General features: G+C 51.8%; 14 protein-coding genes. 10 read left to right on the plus strand and 4 right to left on the minus strand.

The window, feature by feature from the left end; all coding sequences use genetic code 11:
• Positions 1-138 precede the first annotated feature (138 nt).
• A complete protein-coding gene (locus tag QSK07_RS20670; RefSeq protein ID WP_285722630.1) occupies positions 139-1,923 on the plus strand; it encodes a GGDEF domain-containing phosphodiesterase in 1,785 nt (594 codons plus the stop codon).
• Between the two features lie 289 nt (positions 1,924-2,212).
• Positions 2,213-3,400, plus strand: a complete 1,188-nt coding sequence (locus tag QSK07_RS20675; protein ID WP_285722627.1) for a diguanylate phosphodiesterase — start codon at positions 2,213-2,215, stop codon at positions 3,398-3,400.
• Between the two features lie 1,491 nt (positions 3,401-4,891).
• On the opposite strand, the gene QSK07_RS20680 is transcribed toward QSK07_RS20675, so the two are convergent.
• On the minus strand, positions 4,892-5,965 hold the full coding sequence (locus QSK07_RS20680) for a RepB family plasmid replication initiator protein (protein WP_275222384.1): 1,074 nt from the start codon (positions 5,963-5,965) through the stop codon (positions 4,892-4,894).
• A 2,360-nt stretch (positions 5,966-8,325) separates the two neighbouring features.
• Here QSK07_RS20680 and QSK07_RS20685 point away from each other — a divergent pair.
• The 7 genes from QSK07_RS20685 (at position 8,326) to QSK07_RS20715 (ending at position 17,220) form a co-directional block, all read left to right on the plus strand.
• Positions 8,326-9,528: an AAA family ATPase gene (locus tag QSK07_RS20685; RefSeq protein WP_013356650.1), complete on the plus strand. Its 1,203-nt coding sequence runs from the start codon at positions 8,326-8,328 to the stop codon at positions 9,526-9,528.
• Positions 9,525-10,496: a ParB family protein gene (locus QSK07_RS20690; RefSeq protein WP_285722621.1), complete on the plus strand. Its 972-nt coding sequence runs from the start codon at positions 9,525-9,527 to the stop codon at positions 10,494-10,496. Before QSK07_RS20685 ends, QSK07_RS20690 begins: the two co-directional genes overlap by 4 nt.
• 218 nt (positions 10,497-10,714) lie before the next feature.
• Positions 10,715-11,641: a fructokinase gene (gene cscK / locus QSK07_RS20695; RefSeq protein ID WP_285722619.1), complete on the plus strand. Its 927-nt coding sequence runs from the start codon at positions 10,715-10,717 to the stop codon at positions 11,639-11,641.
• Between the two features lie 161 nt (positions 11,642-11,802).
• Positions 11,803-13,338: a carbohydrate porin gene (locus QSK07_RS20700; protein WP_285722617.1), complete on the plus strand. Its 1,536-nt coding sequence runs from the start codon at positions 11,803-11,805 to the stop codon at positions 13,336-13,338.
• Positions 13,339-13,406: 68 nt separating this feature from the next.
• On the plus strand, positions 13,407-14,777 hold the full coding sequence (locus tag QSK07_RS20705; RefSeq protein WP_285722615.1) for a sucrose-specific PTS transporter subunit IIBC: 1,371 nt from the start codon (positions 13,407-13,409) through the stop codon (positions 14,775-14,777).
• The gene (locus QSK07_RS20710; RefSeq protein WP_285722613.1) at positions 14,777-16,186 is read left to right on the plus strand and encodes a sucrose-6-phosphate hydrolase; all 1,410 of its coding nucleotides are present in this window, start codon (positions 14,777-14,779) and stop codon (positions 16,184-16,186) included. Before QSK07_RS20705 ends, QSK07_RS20710 begins: the two co-directional genes overlap by 1 nt.
• A gap of 29 nt (positions 16,187-16,215) precedes the next feature.
• Positions 16,216-17,220, plus strand: a complete 1,005-nt coding sequence (locus QSK07_RS20715; protein WP_098049775.1) for a substrate-binding domain-containing protein — start codon at positions 16,216-16,218, stop codon at positions 17,218-17,220.
• A gap of 28 nt (positions 17,221-17,248) precedes the next feature.
• On the opposite strand, the gene QSK07_RS20720 is transcribed toward QSK07_RS20715, so the two are convergent.
• The 3 genes from QSK07_RS20720 to QSK07_RS20730 all read right to left on the minus strand — a co-directional run bounded on the left by QSK07_RS20720 (position 17,249) and on the right by QSK07_RS20730 (position 19,519).
• A complete protein-coding gene (locus tag QSK07_RS20720) occupies positions 17,249-17,479 on the minus strand; it encodes a hypothetical protein (protein WP_285722610.1) in 231 nt (76 codons plus the stop codon).
• 22 nt (positions 17,480-17,501) lie between these two features.
• Positions 17,502-18,047 (minus strand): chorismate mutase, encoded by a 546-nt coding sequence (locus QSK07_RS20725; protein WP_285722608.1) that lies wholly within the window; start codon positions 18,045-18,047, stop codon positions 17,502-17,504.
• Positions 18,048-18,607: 560 nt separating this feature from the next.
• Complete coding sequence (locus QSK07_RS20730) at positions 18,608-19,519, minus strand: GNAT family N-acetyltransferase (RefSeq protein WP_285722606.1); 912 nt, start codon at positions 19,517-19,519, stop codon at positions 18,608-18,610.
• Between the two features lie 477 nt (positions 19,520-19,996).
• Between QSK07_RS20730 and QSK07_RS20735 the strand changes: the two genes are divergently transcribed.
• Positions 19,997-20,206 carry a hypothetical protein gene (locus tag QSK07_RS20735; RefSeq protein WP_285722604.1) on the plus strand — a complete coding sequence of 70 codons (210 nt, stop codon included), beginning with the start codon at positions 19,997-19,999 and terminating at the stop codon, positions 20,204-20,206.
• The last annotated feature ends 81 nt before the right edge of the window (positions 20,207-20,287 follow it).

The following is a 20,287-nucleotide window of genomic DNA, read 5'->3' on the forward strand; positions in this document are numbered from 1 at the left end:
GAGACACCCGCCGCATAGTCCCTTATCATCAGGATGAAAATAAAAAATACGCTATATTTCCTGCCGCCCGAATGAAATTTCGCTCCGGACAGTTTCTTTTTTCGCTCCGTAATCAGCCGGTGCGGAGGTTACACACACATGCTCAAGAATCTAAACGGCGACAATGAACGCCGAAGTCGTGCTTTGCAGGCACTGCGTGACCCTGACGAAAGTCGAGATGACGTTCTGCGAAAATTTGTCCGGTTAGCCAGTCAGGCCCTGGGCATCCCGGGAAGCTTTATCTCGGTGCTGGATGACGAGTTCCAGACCGTACGGGCATCACATAACTTTGATCTGCAACGTTCAACGCGTGGGGATTCACTCTGCCGTCATGTGGTAGACAGCGACAGCGCAGTGATCGTCCCGGATACCTATCACGATGCACGTTTCGTCACGCATCCGCTGATCACCGGCTCACCTTTTATTCGCTTTTATGCCGGAGTGCCCCTGAAAACTCGCGACGGCATTATGCTGGGCACGCTCTGTGTTACCGACACCGAGCCGCATGCGTTTGCCGTTGAGCAGGTGACGACATTAACGCTGCTCTCCACGCTGGTCATGTCCTTTCTGGAAGCCTGGCATTCCGCTGGTTTTTGCGATCCGGTAACCGGATTGCCTAACCGTCAGCGCCTGATACGTGATTTGCAATATCTGACCGTGGCCGGCGACACTACGCCACGCCGTCTGGTGCTGATTGATTGCATTGACATGTCACGTGCTTATGAACTGGCCCGCACCATGGGAATGAATCCGGTTGAAAGCCTGCTAAAGGATATCGCTACTCTGCTTCCGCTGCGCCTGCGCCCGGCGGTGGGTGAGATGATCTACACCGTGGCCACCGGGCGGTTTGCCATTCTGACCCGCGCTGATAGCAGACTGAGTGCAGCCTGGGTCGCCGGTCGCCTGGAAGGTATCAGTGCAGACATGGATGAGGGGCTGTCAGTTGCACTGACGCCTCATACCGGTGAGGCGGCATTTGTTGCCGGCAGCATGTCAGCGTCGGAAGTGTTGCGCCGCGCGGTCAGCGCGCTGAATGAAGCGGTCGGGCGCGGGCTGCCCTCTCAGCGTTTTAATATTGAGGCGGAAACACAGCGCTCAGAAGATTTCCTGCTGATGACCGATTTGAAAACCGCTTTACGCGATAACATCGGGCTTTATATGGTCTATCAGCCTAAGATTTGCCTGCAGAGTGGCAAACCAGTGGGCCTGGAAGCGCTCATCCGCTGGCGACATCCCAGCAGAGGGGAACTTTCACCTGCCGCCTTTATTCCGCTAGCCGAGCAGACCGATCTGCTCTCGGTGCTGACCGCCTGGATTATCGATCAGGCCGTTGAACGTCTCAGACGACTGCGTAATAACTGTATTCAGTTGCCATTGACCATCAACGTCAGCGTACGCGATTTTGCATGCGAGGGATTTGCTTCCGCGCTGGAAAGCAAAATGCTGAAGTCTAAGCTTCCGACCTCGCTGCTGGGCATTGAATGCCTGGAGACAGAGCGTATCCTGGAAAGCCCCAGCGCCCTTCGCGGACTGGAGATGCTCAGAGAACGGGGATTCACGATTTCACTCGATGATTTTGGTGCAGGCTATAGCAATATCAGCTATCTGCGCCGTATGCCGCTGGATGTTATCAAGCTGGATCGCTCTCTGATCAGTGAACTCTCTTCAGATACGGCTTCACGCATTATTGCCCGCAGCATCATCGCCATGCTTAAAGAACTGGACTATACGGTGGTGGCAGAGGGCGTTGAGTGTCCTGACACCGTAACATCCCTGACAGAATATGGCTGCGATCAGGCTCAGGGCTATTTCTATTCCAGGCCACTAAACGAAGAAGCGCTGGATCATTGGCTTCACTGGAAACTGCGTGGTGAGTGTCATTAAACCTGTACACTATACACGTGTTGAACATTGCGCTTATGTCACTGCTGAGCTGCTGATTAAATTTCCACTAAAGCTATAAGGCCGCCCTGATGGCACTGACATGAGTCTATCTGCGGAGAGCCAGCAGCGTTATTACCGTTACGGTAACGGAATTCAGATCTACAGATTTGCCGCTTCGCTTAGTGCCATCTGCTCTGGTGCAGTCTGTGCGATAGTAACCAGGTAAAGGTGAAACATTTTTTGAACAATGTTAGCGTGTCCGCAACAATCACGTAAAACGGAGCTGCACATGCTAACCACCATAATCTATCGCAGCCATATTTCAGATGACTTTCCGGTCAGAACCCTTCCGGAAATGGTCGACAACGCCAGCGAAATCAACACCACCCACGATGTAACCGGTATCCTGTTATTCAATGGCACCCATTTCTTTCAGTTACTTGAAGGCCCGGAAGCGGGCATTCAGGCCGTTTATCAGCGAATCTGTGCCGATCGCCGGCATCATAATGTGGTGGAGTTGATGCGTGACTATGCGCCTTCCCGACGTTTTGGTAATGCGGGCATGTCGCTGTTTGACCTGCGCGAACACGATCGCTCATCACTGCTGCAGGCAGTGCTGGACAAAGGTACGTCTAAATATCGCCTGACCTATGATGATCGGGCACTGCAATTCCTGCGTACTTTTGTTGAATCACGCGAGAAAGAAAACTATTACGAGGTTCTTCCGCCAGGTTACTGGGAGTTTATTTCAGAGCACACTAATGTGCCGGACTCCCGTCCGGAGACAGAAGGGGTGAGCTTCCGGCCGGTGGTCGATCCGCTGGCGCGTCAGGTGACCGCCATTGAAGCTGTCACCCTGCGTCCGGCGCTGACCGGTGAAATTTCCGGTGACCGGCTTTATGTCGACGATCTGGAAACCGTGAAAAAAACCTTTGCCCACGCTGGCCTGGTCTGTCCCGATGGTATGACGCTCTACGTGAGTCTGCTGCCAATGACGCTGGTTGTCATACCCGACGCCGTCGAGCACATTGTGGCAGCCATTCAGCAGGCGGGTCTGGTGCCGGAGCAGGTAGTTATTGGTGTGAGTGAAACCGGCGTGATTTCACAGCTGGATGCGTTCTCTGAAGCCGTACGCGCGCTTAAAGCGTTCGGGATCAGCCTGTCTATAGACAATTTTGGAGACGGCTCCGCGGGATTATCATTGCTGACTCATATTCAGCCCGACCGTATCCGTATCGATGCCGGTATCACCCGCGACGTTCATCGCAGTGGACCAAAGCAGGCGGTGGTGCAGGCAATCATCAAGTGCTGCTCTGCGCTGGAGATCACCGTCATCGCGGCAGGGATCGTACAGGCAGAAGAGTGGATGTGGCTGGAAGCTGCAGGTGTGATCAATTTCCAGGGTACGCTGTTCGCATCTGCGGGCCGCTATGAGGCCCAATCGGTCGCCTGGCCAGAATATCGTGAGGCGATGTAACCGTACGCGGTCTTAATAATTTTAAAGCGGTACGCCGGCGAGCGGCCGCTTTTTTTCATTTATGGCGCTGCCGGCTCTCAGGAAAAGGCGTCATTAACAGGCATCCCCTGCGTTCCCTAATTTCTCCATGCATTATGCGCTTCTTTCACAAACATCCTGGGCGCGATACTGCACTGTTTAACAAGCTTCTGGCGCGTATTGATCAGACTTTTGCTGACAACCACTATAGCGAGTAACGCTGAGGGGTTAACCACTATAGGGAGTGAATCGGATACTGAATCGCGCTATCACGCTGTTGAATGTGACAGATATCCACTATAGCGAGTAAAAGTGAGCCGGAAACGTTACTGTCAACCACTGTAGCGAGTAAATTGCGCAATAATCATCCGAATCATAGCGATAAAGCGCTCAGGCAGATAATAAACCTCAGATAACCACTGTAGCGAGTGACTGCTCACCTCTGTTGTCAGATGATAACCACTATATCGAGTAAGTCCTGCAGAAAGAGAAGCCTGAAATTATCTATGCTCAACAGGGCACCACGCACGATTCTCATGCGGGATAACCACTGTAGCGAGTAAAAGGTCGTGTGAAGATTTTCATGTAGCAGGAACGGAGTGATAGCCCTGCCCTGTTCTGCGCTGTTGTTCAGCAGAATAGCTTTGTTATGTTGACGAAATCATTCTGCTCATCCTGTAAAACAACCACTGTAGCGAGTGCCTGTCTGACCTTACCTGTCATGCAGATTTTTATCCTCGTACTGCTGTGAGAGACATAAATTAATAGTAAGCACTCACTTTAACAGGTTGTGTATTATTAACAGGCAGAGAAAAATGATACTGCTAACCACTATAGCGAGTGATGCCCTCCCTTTTATCCCAAAACATAACCACTGTAGCGAGAATGCTGTAATAAAGAAGCCTGTCATCTGATCATTATCTGAACGCATCAGCCATTAAATCACCAGAAAACCACTATAGCGTGTAAATCATTTGGGCAGAATGAGGAAAACCGCGATGAGATGGCCATTTCAGAATGGCGATAACCACTGTAGCGAGTAAGGCCGAAGAGATGAATATCGCCTGCGGGACAGGACACATGGCGTCGGGAGGAGAATCCGCATCCTGTTAACCACACCTGACTAACCACTGTAGATAGCGATAAACACGATAACGCCTTATCGCAGCTTTTACAGAGATGCCGTGGTACGTACTGGCTAACCACTACAGGAAGTAGATCTTTAGTGAAGCCCAATGCACCCTCTGGGTCCGAGAGGCGGAATGGAAGACCAGAGCAAATTGCAGGATATTTTTCAGGCAGGCGCATCAGGATATTGGTGCTCTTTCGGGAAAGGACTAACCACTATAGCGAGTAGTTTTACTCGCTATAGTGGTCAGGGCTGTCAGATACCATTAAACAGCCCTTCTTCTCGCTATAGTGGTTAGCAGGCAGCAGGATTGATTAGCCATGAACGGTATGGTGAACAGGTACTTAACGCTTTTTCTGTTTCCTGATTTTATTCAGTAACTCTTTTTCCTCACGCGAGACCATAACAAGTTCACTGCTTTCATCCTCACCCACCGGTTCGGGCAGATTGACATCAAGAATAGTGGGATCGTTGCCCAGATCGTCAAACTCGTCCATCTCATCATCGATCAGGCCTGCCTTGCTGAGCGGCAGTTCGGCCGGGCGCAGTTTGGGGTGACGATAATGGACCCAGAAATACACGGAAGAGCCGCGTCGGGTCTCGGTATAGTCAAGATAACCAATCTCTTTTAGCTGCTCCATCGCCTTTCTGACTGTCGCATTCTGGGTGATCACGCGCGACGTAAGATTAAGTCTTGCACGCAGGCGCGCCATAGATATTGGCGCAGGCTTAGGCGGAAGGCTTTCAATGAACGTATAAAGCGCCTGAGCGGACTCTTTGCGTGCCAGCTCGTTGATAGCCTTAAGCTGCAGCAGAACCTTTCTGTCGAACTGATACAGCTCAAAGATCTTGGGATCGGCCTGTAAGGTGACCGTATCCTTTTTGACGCTGTATTTGGCGGACTGCACCAGATGCGTTGTGTAGTTCTCTCCGCCCTTGCTGGTAAAAGTCAGGGTATTAGACGCAATCCGCGTCAGCGAAGCGTCCAGACGGCTCCTGAGCTTCGATGAGAGGCGCGCAGAAGGTATGCCGCAGAGTTTTGCAAATTCTACGAACGAGAGCGTTACCGTGTCTCCCAGACACTCATGGGTGGCGAATGCGCGAATGATCCCGACCCACGTCTTAAAATCATTATCCATATCCAGCCGGGCACCCAGAATCTTGATGTTGTCATACCCTTCCGATCTGACCAGGGATAACTGTTTCAAATCCTGAGTCACATCCATCGCATTCATCTGGTTTTTCTGACTGCGCGCTGTGGATTTCAGCGTTGGAACAAACAAACCAAGTCGCATTAACGCGACTGGCTGCACGGTGTTGTTACTGTTGGGCGTCAGAGTAACAACTTCGCCTGTACGCTTGTCTGTTTCGCTAAACGCATCAGCTATGTTCAGGATATCTGGTTCTTTTCTTGGCATTAGGAAGATCCCTGATGTGAACAGGCGAGAGCCGCTGTTACTCAATACAGTGGATACTAGCACTCACTATAGCGGTTAATCTACTTGCCATAGTGGTTATTTATCCCGATATAGTGGTTGTTATACTCGCTATAGTGGTTAGCCATCCACCTTTATCCCAGTGATACCAGGGGCTGAGGCGGTATGGGGATCTCTATGGAACTTAAAAAGGATCTTATGTGGATCTATTATTGGATCTGCTCAGTGGATAACCCGTTAAAAAGCCTGAACCCAGCTAATCAGAATCTCCGTTTTTACCCTGTTTCCTTGCCACAGACTCTAAAACTGCAGCGGATGTGCTCAATCGGGGGTTATACACATGAAAAAGTGCTATCTACTCGCTACAGTGGTTGTTGAGTACTTGCCAGCGCGGTTGCTTTACTCGCTATAGTGGTTATTGTGCTCTCTTCAGTGGTTATTCTTCTCGCTACAGTGGTTACAAACACCCTTTCAGACCTTGTGCTGCATGGCTTCAGAGCCTGTCGGGATCTGTTAAGGATCTCAATTTGATCTATTGAGGATCGACCAATTGGATCTGGCCTGTGAATAACGGGGATAAAACAGATATGATTCAGCAATAACCAAAGCTGACGTCAAACGGGTTTTCAACCGCAGATACGAGACTATAAGCAAGTTCTGAGCGAGTTATTACGTGCGGGAGCGATCTATTGCAAAGCATTTAATCAGGTATGCGCCAATAACCATAAAGATATAAAGGTTTTAAACTCTGAGTGAAGATCTTCCAGCTCTTCAGATAATACCTGAGGTGTGAATAACAGGTTTTCACCATGCGTTTTATGGTTTATGTCTTTGAAAAATAATCTATTTTTAAAAATTTTCATAGTGAAAACACCATACTTATAATTTCAGAAATAATGTTTCTTAAGGTTGAAGATCGACTGATTAAATTTTAACGGCTCCTGACTGAATTCAGACAGCGATAATGTAGCCTGGCAGTAGATACTTTTCTCTAACCTGACAAACCCAGCTCATAAACAATTTGTTATGCAAAGTCACCTCATCAGGTAACTGCAGACGATCGTTTTATAACGAGGGCAAAAGAAAGTTGGTTGTCATGCTATTACACTAACCGAAGAGACAATGTTTAAATTATGCAGATTTACTTTTGCTGCTTGTACGGTGTCTTATTGATTATTGCTATCTGGCTTGTTGCTCGCAATCTCCCTGCCCCATACACAGATCTCAATGTTTCATCTCAGTATTTATGAAACCGCTAAAGCTCACAGCAAAGATAAAACATCTTTATGAGGATCAAAGTTAGTCAGCAATAAGAATAGAATTTTTATCAGATGTAATGACCAATGCTGAAGGATTCTGCGACAGAGCATTCACACAGACTATAAAAAAATTGTAATTGAACGGTATAAGAGGATATTAATTTCTGGCAAGCTTAGGATTAGCACAATCTCATTGAAAACAGGCAACTTCAGTCCTGCCTGTATTAAAGCAGTAATTCGCAATACGAATACAACCCTTTTTCATGAAGAAGCTCACAGCCGGATAGTTGATATGTCGGTTTTCCAGCTCAGCTCAATATATCCCCTCTTTTTTGCTGACCTTTTGAGAAAAGCGAGTAAAGCATCGCATCCTATTCTTTACCTGGACAGACTTTCCCGAAAAGTCATGTCTCCGCCAGGCTCATAGCAAAGCTTACGTTGCCAGCAGATTCACCTGGGGCCAGAAAAGAAATTCTTCGATTTAGATTATAATGATCTTAAAATTCTGAAAAGGTTCGTTTGGTAATGTATCAGGGCTGATATCTGTTCTTTTGAGGAAGCAAGGTTTGATTATTAATAAGAGAGTCAACAATTAAAAAGGGAGTACTGCCAGGGTGACCACTTAAGCATTTTATCAACGTTTAACCCACGATTTATAGCTATAAGAGTACTTAATGAAAGTCCATTGCCACTGCATACTTTCACCAACCGAAAAATCGATTAACTTATTGATTTAAATTAATATATCTCGTTTTTTCATGCTGAAAACACCATGAAGAACGGTTGAAATAAGGGCCACGATTATTGACCGGGCATTACCGTCATGACAGAACTGAAACGAATATCGGGCACTAACATTCGCCATCCATTATCACACTCCTCTCTGATGGCTGTTCTACATACTCAAACTGCATGCACGAAAGCCACAGAGCTTAAAGAAATCCTCTTTTACAGCTGACCAAAAATCTCCGACCACCCTTCCACCGCCTGAGACAAAAATCCAGGTTTTTGGCATTTTCCTTAAAAATTGGCAGATATACGCTTTTTGTGTAGTATGCAAAAAACATTAATGCAGAGGGGCTTATGAAGCGCGATTATGGTGGAGTGCTGGAGATGGCAACGCGTGCCAACTCCATGTTACATGGACTCAGTGACCACATTGAGCAGCAGCGTCAGGAATTTAACCAGACAGGGTTTTACCAGACCTTCTCCCGCAATGCTGTTGCTAATATGCCACTGCTGAGTAAGCACGCTGTCGTCGCTGCAATTAGTGATATGGAAGCAGCAGGATATCAGTTTGGTAAAAAGCAAACCGGCAGTACATCGCAATATGCCCTGACTATTCAGAACGTCGTCGACATTTATCAGCATCGCAAAGTACCAAAATACCGCGATCGGCATGATGGCCCCTTTGTCGTATTTGTTGTCAGCCTTAAAGGCGGCGTCTCTAAAACCGTCAGCACCGTGACGCTGGCTCACGGTATGCGCGCTCATCCTTCTATGCTGCACAATGACCTGCGTATACTGGTTATCGACCTTGATCCACAGGCGTCAAGCACGATGTTTCTGAGCCATACAAACAGTGTCGGTTCAGTTCTGGAAACAGCAGCGCAGGCCATGCTCAACGATCTGGATGCAGACCAGCTTCGCGAGCAGTTTATTAAGCCTACAGTCATGCCCGGCGTTGACGTTATCCCGGCTTCAATCGACGATGGCTTCGTTGCCAGCGACTGGGAAGAACTGGTTGCTGAACATCTGCCCGGCGTTGCCCCCTCAGAAGTCCTTCGTCGTAATGTGATTGACCGTCTGGCAGGTGACTACGATTTTATCTTCCTTGATACCGGCCCTCATCTTGATTCCTTTATGCTGAATGCGATCGCGGCCAGCGATGTGCTGCTGACACCGACGCCACCGGCACAGGTCGATTTCCACTCCACCATGAAGTATCTGACGCGCCTGCCAGAAATGCTGGAGCGTATTGAGGCTGAAGGTATCGAACCACGGCTCAAAGCTAATATTGGCTTTATGTCTAAAATGACATCCAAGCATGATCACCTGACGTCGCAAAGTTATGCCCGTGAGGTGTTTACCAAATCGATGCTGGACTGCGGCTTGCCTCGTCTTGATGGATTTGAACGTTGTGGCGAATCCTTTGATACGGTGATCAGTGCCAACCCCGCTTCCTATCCGGGCAGTGCGGACGCCCTGCGAAAAGCCAAATATGAAGCCGAGCAGTTTTCAAGAGCTGTGTTTGATCGCATCGAATATATCAGGAGTACCCTGTGAGCAAACCTATACAGCGCATTGGCCGCAAGTTCGGCGATTCTGCTATTGCGAACATGATCGACAGCAGCAGCCAGTCGCGCACCTTTACGCTGAAGTCAGGTGCAAAGGCGACCTTTGTACGCCAGCTGATCCTGCATGACGATATTGAAACCCGAACCAGCGTTGACCCGAAAGTCAACGGACGTGATCAGAGCACGCTGACGCCGGAATCGCTGCAGGAAATCACCCGTACGATTACACTGCAGCAGTTTTTCCCGGCCATTGGTCGCGTAAACGGTGACCGGATTGAGATCATGGATGGCTCGCGCCGTCGTGCTGCCTGCATTCTTTCAGGGGCCAGTCTGGAAGTGCTGGTCACCGCGGATGAACTGAGCCTGAGCGATGCACGTCAGCTGGCTGCTGATATTCAGACGGCTAAAGAGCATAACCTGCGCGAATTAGGGCTGCGCTTTATGCTGATGAACGAAAGTGGCATGAGCAAATCAGAGATTGCTAAAACCGAAGGTATTTCTAATGCCAAAGTCTCCCGTGCATTCCAGGCGGCATCTGTACCTGCTGAGTTTATTGAACTTTTCCCGGTCGTTTCTGATCTGACCCTTCAGGATTATCAGTTGCTGCTTGATGTCTGGGAGGAGGCGAAAGCGGAAGCGATTGAAGTCGCCGGAGTGGTTAGCGAAATCCAGCAAAAGCTGAAGGCAGATGATGCACTGCAAAACGCTGATGCAGATGAGAAGAAGAGCGCAATCCTGAATGGCTTCAAAAGCGCCCGTCGTCAGTTAAAAAAACCTGCACCGGTTAATAAAACAGTGACGGAAAAGCTGGCAGCGTTTACTACGGCCAATACCTATGCGCGTCGTAAAACCAATGATGAGAAGCGCACCGTGCAGTATGAATTCAGTCGTCTGCCGAAAGAGATTACTGAACAGATTGACGTGTCGATCAGACAGATACTTTCTACGCTTAAATAATCTTCATCACACATTACTGACAATGGAACCGGCCGCTGCGCCGGTTTTTTTATTCTGCGCTCAACTCACATTTACCGGTCATATCTCTGTTCTGTTCTCTGATCGTTAAAGTCTTCTGTTAATCACATATCACTTCAGCATATTAACGCTTGAACCTCACGCTATTAAGCGCTATAGCTAAAACGGTTTAGCTGTGATTATTAATCAGAGGAGTTTTTATGTCTGTTCGCGTTTGGTGCCTCGGGGATGCCGTGGTCGATTTGCTGCCCGAAATGCCGGGCCGCCTCATGCAGTGCCCTGGCGGAGCACCTGCTAATGTCGCCGTTGGAATTGCCCGACTGCAGGGAAACAGCGGTTTTATCGGACGGGTGGGCGCAGATCCTTTTGGTGAGTTTATGCGGCAGACGCTCCGTGAGGAAAACGTTGATACGGCCTGCATGATTGCCGATTCACAGCATCGTACATCAACCGTGGTGGTCGGGCTGGATGAGCAGGGCGAGCGCTCCTTTACCTTTATGGTGCGGCCCAGTGCCGACCTGTTTCTTGAACTGTCAGATCTGCCCGCGTTTCATCGTGGGGAGTGGCTGCACTGCTGTTCAATTGCCTTAGCGGCGGAACCCTCACGTACCGCGACGCTGACCGCTATGAGACAAATCCGCGCAGCAGGCGGCCATATCAGCTTCGATTTAAATCTGCGGGAAGATCTCTGGCCCGACACAGCACTGCTGCATGCGGTGGTGAACGAAGCCCTCTGTCATACGGACGTGGTGAAACTTTCCGACGAAGAACTCAATTTTCTTAGTCCGGGTCAGGAAGCGGCTATCAGCATGCGGCAGCTGGCCGCAAAATTCAGTATTAGTTTGTTACTGGTGACGCGGGGCAGGGAAGGGGTGATGGCCTGTTATCAGGGCCAGATAACCCACTATGCCACTACGCCCGTTGACAGCGTCGATACTACCGGTGCAGGTGATGCCTTTGTGGCCGGATTACTCTGGGAGCTGGCGAAGTCGGGTCTGCCTGTTAACGAATCGCAGCTTGCCAGCTGTCTGGTAACTGCGCAGCGCTGCGGCGCACTCGCTACCACGGGGAAAGGAGCCATGACAGCACTTCCCAGGCGCCACCAGCTGGACGATCTGGCCAGCTAATCATCCTTGCAATGCCCCTGTTTTGGGAGCTATCTCACAATCACTAAACCGGTTTAGCTATTTTCATTGCAGAGGGAAATTACCCGTGGCTATGATTTATGCCTAAATCGGTTTAGCAAAAAATACCGGTGATGATAGCCTCTCCTCAGGGATATAAAAAAATGAAAAAAAGCACGTTAGCCGTCGCCCTCTCTGCAATATTCCTTTCCACATCCGTCTGGGCCGATCCCAGCATGAGCAGTATCGAAGCCCGCCTTGCGGCAATGGAGAAGCGCCTGCAGGCTGCCGAGCAGCGGGCGAATGCCGCGGAAAGCCGCGCAGTGGTCGCCGAAAAACAGGCTCAGATGGCTGAAAGGCAGGCTCAGCAGCTGGCAGCGGTGCAGCAGCAGACCCAGACCTCTAACGCTGAGGTCGCGCAGCGTACCGCGAAACTGGAACAAAAATCTGCCGACGAAGGGGGCTTTGAGTTCCACGGCTATGCCCGATCCGGATTATTAATGAACAGCTCCGCCGCCAGAACTCAGGGAGGCCCGACCGTAACTCCGGCTGGAGAAACCGGCGGTCACGTAGGCCGTCTCGGTAATGAGCCAGATACCTACGTTGAGCTCAACCTTGAACATAAGCAGACGCTGGACAATGGTGCCACCACCCGCTTCAAAGCGATGCTGGCCGATGGACAGCGCACTTATAACGACTGGACGGCCGCCAGCAGCGATCTCAACCTGCGTCAGGCGTTTGTCGAGCTGGGACAGCTTCCCACCTTCAGCGGTGTGTTCGATAACGCAACGGTCTGGGCCGGAAAGCGTTTTGATCGTGATAACTTCGATATTCACTGGATCGACTCTGATGTGGTCTTCCTTGCCGGAACCGGCGCCGGTATTTACGACATGACATGGAGCGATCAGGCGCGCAGCAACATCTCGCTTTATGGCCGTACCTTTGGTGACATCGAAAACAATGAAAACACCGCACAGAATTACATCCTGTCGCTGAATAACTTTGTCGGCCCGGTGCAGATGATGGTCAGCGGTATGCGGGCGAAAGATAACGACGATCGCCGGGATATCGATGGCCTCCGTGTCAAAAGCGATGCGGCAGAAACCGGCGTCCATGCGCTGCTGGGCCTGCACAACGACAGTTTTTATGGGCTGACAGAAGGCACGTCGAAAACAGCCCTGCTCTATGGTCATGGCCTTGGCGCTGAGGTGAAGTCGATTGGTTCTGACGGCGCACTGCTACCGGAAGCGGATACCTGGCGGCTGGCGAGTTACGGTACGACGCCTCTTGGCGGTGGCTGGCACATTGCGCCCGCCTTACTGGCACAGCGTAGTGATGATCGCTATGTCAAAGGTGACAGTTATGACTGGGCGACTGTCAACCTCCGCCTGATTCAGGAAATCACGCAGAACTTCGAGATGCAGTATGAAGGCTCTTATCAGTACATGGATCTGCGTCCGGAAGGCTACAACAACCGTAACGCGGTCAGCGGCAGCTTCACCAAACTTACCGTTGCGCCAACCCTCAAAGCCGGTGATGTCGGCGACTTCCTTAAACGTCCGGAGATTCGTCTGTTTGCCACCTGGATGAACTGGGATCATCGGCTGGATAACTATGCCAGTGACGACGCGTTCGGCAGCAAAGGCTTCGATGCCGGCGGCGAATGGAACTTCGGTGTACAGATGGAAACCTGGTTCTGATCGGGCGGCCCCCGGCTGCCGGGGCCTGAAGGTCACGCGGATAAAAACATTATAAGAGTGAGGTATGTATGGACTATGTAAAAATATCGCGGGCCCTGCTGCCCCTGCTGGGTGGTAAAGAGAACATTGCCAGCGCGGCTCACTGCGCCACCCGACTGCGGCTGGTGCTGGCAGATGATGAGAAAGCAGACACCAACGCGATTGGCCAGATTGAAGGCGTCAAAGGCTGCTTCCGCAACGCCGGACAGCTTCAGGTTATCTTCGGCACCGGCGTGGTGAATAAGGTCTACGCCGCCTTTATCGCCGAGGCGGGCATCAGCGAATCGAGCAAGTCTGAGGCTGCTGATATTGCCGCCCGCAAGCTCAATCCTTTCCAGCGCATCGCTCGCCTGCTGTCAAACATCTTTGTACCGATCATTCCGGCGATTGTGGCGTCGGGTCTGCTGATGGGCCTGCTGGGGATGGTTAAAACCTACGGTTGGGTCAATCCGGAAAATGCCCTCTACATCATGCTGGATATGTGCAGCTCGGCGGCCTTTATTATCCTGCCAATCCTGATTGGTTTTACGGCGGCCCGCGAGTTTGGCGGTAACCCGTTTCTGGGCGCGACGCTGGGCGGCATTCTGACGCATCCGGCGCTGACTAATGCCTGGGGCGTCGCCGCCGGTTTCCATACCATGAACTTCTTCGGCATTGAAGTGGCGATGATTGGCTATCAGGGTACGGTATTCCCGGTGCTGCTGGCGGTGTGGTTTATGAGCATGCTGGAAAAGCAGTTGCGTCGGGTGATCCCGGATGCGCTCGATCTGATTCTGACCCCATTCCTGACGGTGATTATTTCAGGCTTTATCGCGCTGCTGATTATCGGTCCGGCGGGCCGTATGCTGGGCGATGGCATCTCTTATGTGCTCAGCACCCTGATTGCACACGCTGGCTGGCTGGCGGGACTGGTATTTGGCGGACTCTATTCTGTGATTGTCATCACTGGCGTGCATCACAGCTTTCATGCGATTGAGGCGGGACTGCTGGGTAACCCTTCTATCGGGGTTAACTTCCTGTTGCCTATCTGGGCAATGGCGAACGTTGCTCAGGGCGGGGCCTGCCTGGCGGTGTGGTTTAAAACCCGCGATGCGAAGATCAAAGCAATTTCGCTGCCCTCGGCGTTTTCAGCACTGCTGGGGATCACCGAGGCGGCTATCTTTGGTATCAACCTGCGGTTTATGAAACCCTTTATCGCAGGTCTGGTGGGCGGCGCGCTGGGCGGTGCCTGGGTGGTGTCGGTCCATGTCTATATGACGGCGGTCGGACTGACCGGTCTGCCGGGCATGGCGATTGTTAAGGCGGGTTCTCTGCTCAATTATGTCATCGGCGTCGCCATCGCGTTCACCACCGCGTTTGTGATCTCTTATCTGCTCAAATACAAAACGGACTCTGAATAATGGACTCATCAACACGTCTTGCCGCCATTCTGCAGGCGGTGATGCAGGGTATGCCAAAGGCGCTCAGCGACAGCCACTATCCCGGCTGGCATCTGGCACCGGTTACCGGACTGCTTAACGATCCCAACGGCTTCATCCATTTCGACGGTCACTATCATCTCTTCTACCAGTGGAACGCGCTGGGCTGTGCGCATCAGCATAAATGCTGGGGGCACTGGCGCTCAGCCGATCTGCTGCACTGGGAGCATCAGCCCATCGCGCTGATGCCGGATGAGGAGTATGAGCGCAGTGGCTGCTACTCCGGCAGCGCGGTCGACGATAACGGCGTACTCACACTGGTCTACACCGGCAACGTGAAATTCGATGATGGCTCGCGCACGGCGTGGCAGTGCCTGGCGCAGCAGAACAGTGCGGGCGGTTTTGACAAGCTCGGCCCGGTCATCGCCGTGCCGGAGGGTTATACCGGCCACGTTCGGGATCCCAAAGTGTGGCGTCACGCCGATCGCTGGTACATGGTGCTGGCGGCACAGAATACGCATCGGCAGGGCAGGGTGCTGCTACTGTGTTCTGACAATCTGCGGGAGTGGCAGAATCTCGGCGAGATCGCGGGCAACGGACTGGGCGGCCTGGATACCGCGGGTTATATGTGGGAGTGCCCGGACATGTTCACGCTCGGCGACAGCACGTTTCTGATCTGCTGTCCGCAGGGTGTTGTGCCCGAAGAGAAGCGTTATCTGAACAGTCACGCGTGCGCCTGGCTGAGTGGCGATCTGGATTATCAGCAGCCTGAATACCAGCACGGCCCGCTGAACGAAATGGATGCCGGCTTTGAATTTTATGCTCCGCAAACCATGCTGACCGATGATGGCCGACGTCTGCTGGTGGGCTGGATGGGAACGCCGGACGGTGAAGAGATGGCCCAGCCAACCGTGGCGCAGGGCTGGATCCACCAGATGACCTGTCTGCGCGAGCTGAGCTCACGTAACGGCCGGCTCTGTCAGCAGCCCGTCGCGGAACTGCAGGCGTTAAGGGAGAACGAGCAGCACTATCAGGGCCGCGCCGATGATGCGCTGCCGATTGCCGCCCAGCGGCTTGAGCTTGAGCTTGAGAGCCAGGGCGACATCGAACTCAATTTCGCCGATACCCTGATCCTGACATGGCAGCACAACGAACTGCGGCTTGCTCGTCGCAGCCTGGTGTCGGGCGAATGGACAACCCGTTACTGGACCGGTGCAGCACGTCGATTGCAGATCCTGTGTGACCACTCCAGCGTTGAGATCTTCATCAACGAAGGGGAAGGGGTGATGAGCAGCCGCTATTTTCCGGACCAGCCGGCGCTGCTGACTCTGCGCGGGCGCGCAGAACTGCAGGCCCGCTACTGGTCGTTACGTCGCTGCATGGTAGAATAAGCCCTTGTTTCACTAACCGATGTCTTGCCGTGAGAAAAACGAAGCGCGTTACTATCAGTGATATCGCCGGGCTGGCCGGGGTTTCAAAAGCCACTGCCAGCCTGGTGCTCAATGGCCGTGGCGAAGAGTTACGGGTCGCCAAGGAGACACGTGAGCGGGTTCTGACGCTGGCCCGCGAACACCATTATCAGCCCAGTATTCATGCGCGGATGTTGCACGACGCCCGCAGCCATACGCTGGGGCTGGTGGTGCCGGAGATCACGAACCACGGTTTCGCAGCTTTCTCTCATGCGCTGGAAAATCTCTGCCGTGCGGCGGGTCTGCAGCTGCTGATCGCTTGTACCGACGAAAATGCCGATCAGGAACGGGTCGTGGTCAACAATCTGGTGGCGCGTCAGGTCGACGGCCTGATTGTTGCCTCCAGTATGCTGACCGACAGCGACTATGTCAGCCTCAGCGAACAGCTGCCAGTGCTGCTGTTTGACCGCCACATGAACAACACGACGCTGCCCTGGGTCATCACCGACTCCGTGACACCCACCGCTGAGCTGGTTGAAAAGCTGGCGCACGCCTGTCCGGAGGAGATCTACTTTATGGGCGGACAGTCCGATCTCTCTCCGACTCAGGATCGTCTGGCGGGATTCAGAGAGGGGCTGGCGCGGGGCGGTGTGACGCTGCAGCCGGAGTGGGTAATCCAGGGGAACTACCACCCCGGCAGCGGTTACGAGATGTTTGCCGCGCTATGTCAGCGGCTGGGGCGTCCTCCTAAAGCAATGTTCACTGCCGCCTGCGGCCTGCTGGAAGGGGTACTGCGCTACCTGAGTGAGCACAATCTGCTGACCAGTGATATCCGCATCGCCAGTTTTGATGACCACTATCTCTATGATTCACTGTCGATTCCTGTCGACACCGTTGAGCAGAATGTTCCGGCGCTCGCGCAGGCCTGTTTTTCTATGCTGAGCACGATGATAGCCGGAAATGATCCAGCAGACAGTCAGCTGGTGTTGCCCGCCACGCTGCGCCTGCGCGGCTAATCGCCGGGCGCTTCTGGCCCCGGTGGCTTCACCACTCGACTGGCAGCCCGGCGGCGGCATCACCAAATCTTAGCCTGACACTTTCCATGTAATTCTTACCGATCCGCCGATCGTTCAGCAGTGCTTCCACCACTACGTGACTCCCGCTGATGATGATCTTATCCCCGGCAGGGATAAGGGGTCCCTGCCGATACAGTTTTCGATAAAGGGGAAAGGGATTGTCAGCGTAGTCGGGATTGATCAGTTCATGAAGCTGCATAGCTCACTCCACGGCTTAAGGATTAATGCGAGCGCTGAATGCGGGCGAGAGAAGCGAAAAGGTTGTTTTTATCACTTTCGCTGAGATAGGGTGCCGTGAGCTGTGACATCAGAAACGCTTTGTCCTCCTGCGAGAAGCTGCCGGTCATGAGGCGCTGGCTGATCGCAGCCAGGAGCTGGGTATCCAGCCATTCAATCTGCTGCCGGGTCCCGGCCAGATCGGTGACGGATACGTCACTCTTCGGTGCTGAAAGCCAGTCAGCCCGATAGCGATACTGAATCGCTTTGCTGGCGTTCATCAGAGCATGGACTAAAGGCTCAATCGATTGAGGTTCAAGTCTTGCCTGCTGTGCGTTATGCAGCATATTTTCCAGAACAACCTGCTCACGAGGCAGATCCTCAACGGGTAAATGATGCTGCGCTTTATAACCCGCCACAGCCTTCATAACCTGCATGCGTTCATTCAATGCGGCGGAAAGAACGTTGAGTGATACAGAAGAAACCGAACCTGCGAAAACGTTGCTGCACATGAACAGTGAAGAGAGAAAAACTGCCACATATTGCGTCATTGGCCTGATCCACAAATGAAAGCTGGCACTAATTTACACCTGAAAAAATAACAAAGTGTTATTATTTTTTTCCAAAATGTGAACAGACAGGGGTTCGCTTAGCGTTTTCAGTGATCTGATTGTAATATGTTTTTTTCACTTTACGTTCATAAAAAATTCATATCAGCATGGAATATGACGCGTAAATTAAGGTTCAGCCTGGCCGTGACAGGCGTTTTTCATCTGTCTTTCAGTGTCCGGGAATAAATGGGATTTTTGCCAGAATCCAGGCAAGGTCCCGCCGGGCAGCAGCGCCGCCCGAATTGTTTTAAGTATTTTCAGGGCACGAACACAGCATGAACGCAGCCATCTTCTTTATGTTTAAATATCTCATCACCTCGTGGAGCCTCTTCAAGCGGAAAACGATGTGTTGCCATAAAAGCCGGGTTTAGCTCATTTCTGGCAACATGCTCCAGCAGGCGAGGCTAAAGCGAAGTGGGTCGGCGAAGAAGAGGGTCTGAACCTGAAGTAGCGCGTCTACAGCATTCAGGATGAATTGATTGAGCTGGCGCTGAGATGATTTAAATGGCCCGGCGCTCCGCCCGTAAATCAGCGGGGGTAAAAAAGTGATATTTCAGCACACAGCGCCGTCCGGCATTTTGCGCGCTTCGCAGAGAAGGTGTATTGCCGGGCAGAATGGTGCCGGTCAGCATCGCATCATGACCGCAGTAATGGTGAAGTTGCTGCAGCAAACGCTGCTGAGCGCGTGCAGCCAGTCCACGGCCCTGATACGCCGGCAAAATCACCTCATCCATAATCTGAAATCCCTCAATGAAGGCCAGTCGTCGCGGCACACAAATCATCAGCCCTGCCACCCTACTCTGCCAGAGGATCAGAAACACATGCCCACCGGCAATATCGTCCCGTAATTCCTGCCTGCTGGTGGCCATCAGCTGATCCCGCAGATGCGGCAGCGTGTGCCAGCTGGCACGATAAGCGCGGTTAATGGCGGCGCTACAGAGGGGATAATCTTTCCGGCAGGCCGTAATCAGCGAAATCTCATCATCGTCTGACGCGGAGTGTGAGCCGGGAACGCTGAGGTAAATCAGCTGATCGGTTATACCAATATCAGGATTCGTGGCCGGCAGCAGAATACGCATCTTCAGCGGCCTAATCGTTTGCCACTCACGCATGATGGCGGCTGCGGCTGCGTAATCCAGCGCGCCATCACGGGCCACGATCTCAATAAAAGGCTGAGCGGGATCGCCCCCCAGATAGCGCGGGCCGGTGAGAAAACGCTGGCCGTTAATCGTCAGTTCACGCTGCAAAAATGTGTGCTGAGGCAAGTCGGTTTCACGCCAGGGAAAGGCGGCGGAGAAGTGATGATCGTGGCACCGGGCCTGCTGCTGCGCCAGCCAGCTGCTAAGCCAGTCGATGAGACATTCAGATGAGACAGGCACAGTACGGTAGAGCGATACCATATAATTCAGCATAAGATTCCTTATTGCCCGCCGTCAGTAATCTCCTGCCTCTCTGCGGACACGACAGAATCGTGCCGATAAGGCTGCTGAGAGTGTAAACGATGATTTCGCTTTATGACCATCACCATCGCATCGGTCAGCACGAATATTTTAGCATTTCATAAAGGGTTCGGGCCTGCCGCACACACGTTCTCATTCCGGAAATGCAGTCAGATAAACGTCATCCTCCTGTGCGCTTATTATCGCGGCTGGCTGTGCTGATTTAAAAAAACAAACAGCATATCCCCGGTTTTTGGCACGTTACGCAAACATGGTCAAATTATTTGATGTAATAGGTCTGGGTTGCCCGAAAACTAAATGAAAAATAAAATCTTCGTTTTTTACGTAAATATTACGGAATCAGATAATCGGCAGCCGGTAAATGGATTATGCTAAACAGGCTGTTCAATAATTATAAAATGTACGATCTTTTTAACACCCGGGGGTCACATGGTCCATATTGATTTATGTACCAAAGAGGGCGTGATGAAGGCTTATGCTTTCCAGACGCCCATGCAGGCGATGAGCCTGCTGGATAAAATTAAAAATGATGAATTTCAGTGGTTTAATCTGGAGTGGGAAGGGTGTCACTTTACCTGTCCGCATCAATTTATTAAAAGACTCAGCAGCCGTTCTTATATTAAGTCGTTCTGGCGTTAATCTGAACGCAATGATAAAGCCTGTGCCAGACTGCATATTCATAACGCAGATTTAATTTAACTATTTTACGGCCATTTCATT

The organism is Pantoea sp. QMID4, from assembly GCF_030270445.1.
GTDB lineage: Bacteria > Pseudomonadota > Gammaproteobacteria > Enterobacterales > Enterobacteriaceae > Pantoea > Pantoea vagans.

Excerpts from the sequence above, each read along its gene's own strand:
- QSK07_RS20710 (WP_285722613.1), top strand. The coding sequence starts at position 14,777 with ATGGACTCATCAACACGTCTTGCCGCCATTCTGCAGGCGGTGATGCAG.
- QSK07_RS20720 (WP_285722610.1), bottom strand. The coding sequence starts at position 17,479 with ATGCAGCTTCATGAACTGATCAATCCCGACTACGCTGACAATCCCTTT.
- cscK (WP_285722619.1), top strand. The coding sequence starts at position 10,715 with ATGTCTGTTCGCGTTTGGTGCCTCGGGGATGCCGTGGTCGATTTGCTG.
- QSK07_RS20735 (WP_285722604.1), top strand. The coding sequence starts at position 19,997 with ATGGTCCATATTGATTTATGTACCAAAGAGGGCGTGATGAAGGCTTAT.
- QSK07_RS20670 (WP_285722630.1), top strand. The coding sequence starts at position 139 with ATGCTCAAGAATCTAAACGGCGACAATGAACGCCGAAGTCGTGCTTTG.
- QSK07_RS20700 (WP_285722617.1), top strand. The coding sequence starts at position 11,803 with ATGAAAAAAAGCACGTTAGCCGTCGCCCTCTCTGCAATATTCCTTTCC.
- QSK07_RS20725 (WP_285722608.1), bottom strand. The coding sequence starts at position 18,047 with ATGACGCAATATGTGGCAGTTTTTCTCTCTTCACTGTTCATGTGCAGC.
- QSK07_RS20705 (WP_285722615.1), top strand. The coding sequence starts at position 13,407 with ATGGACTATGTAAAAATATCGCGGGCCCTGCTGCCCCTGCTGGGTGGT.
- QSK07_RS20730 (WP_285722606.1), bottom strand. The coding sequence starts at position 19,519 with ATGCTGAATTATATGGTATCGCTCTACCGTACTGTGCCTGTCTCATCT.
- QSK07_RS20680 (WP_275222384.1), bottom strand. The coding sequence starts at position 5,965 with ATGCCAAGAAAAGAACCAGATATCCTGAACATAGCTGATGCGTTTAGC.
- QSK07_RS20685 (WP_013356650.1), top strand. The coding sequence starts at position 8,326 with ATGAAGCGCGATTATGGTGGAGTGCTGGAGATGGCAACGCGTGCCAAC.
- QSK07_RS20675 (WP_285722627.1), top strand. The coding sequence starts at position 2,213 with ATGCTAACCACCATAATCTATCGCAGCCATATTTCAGATGACTTTCCG.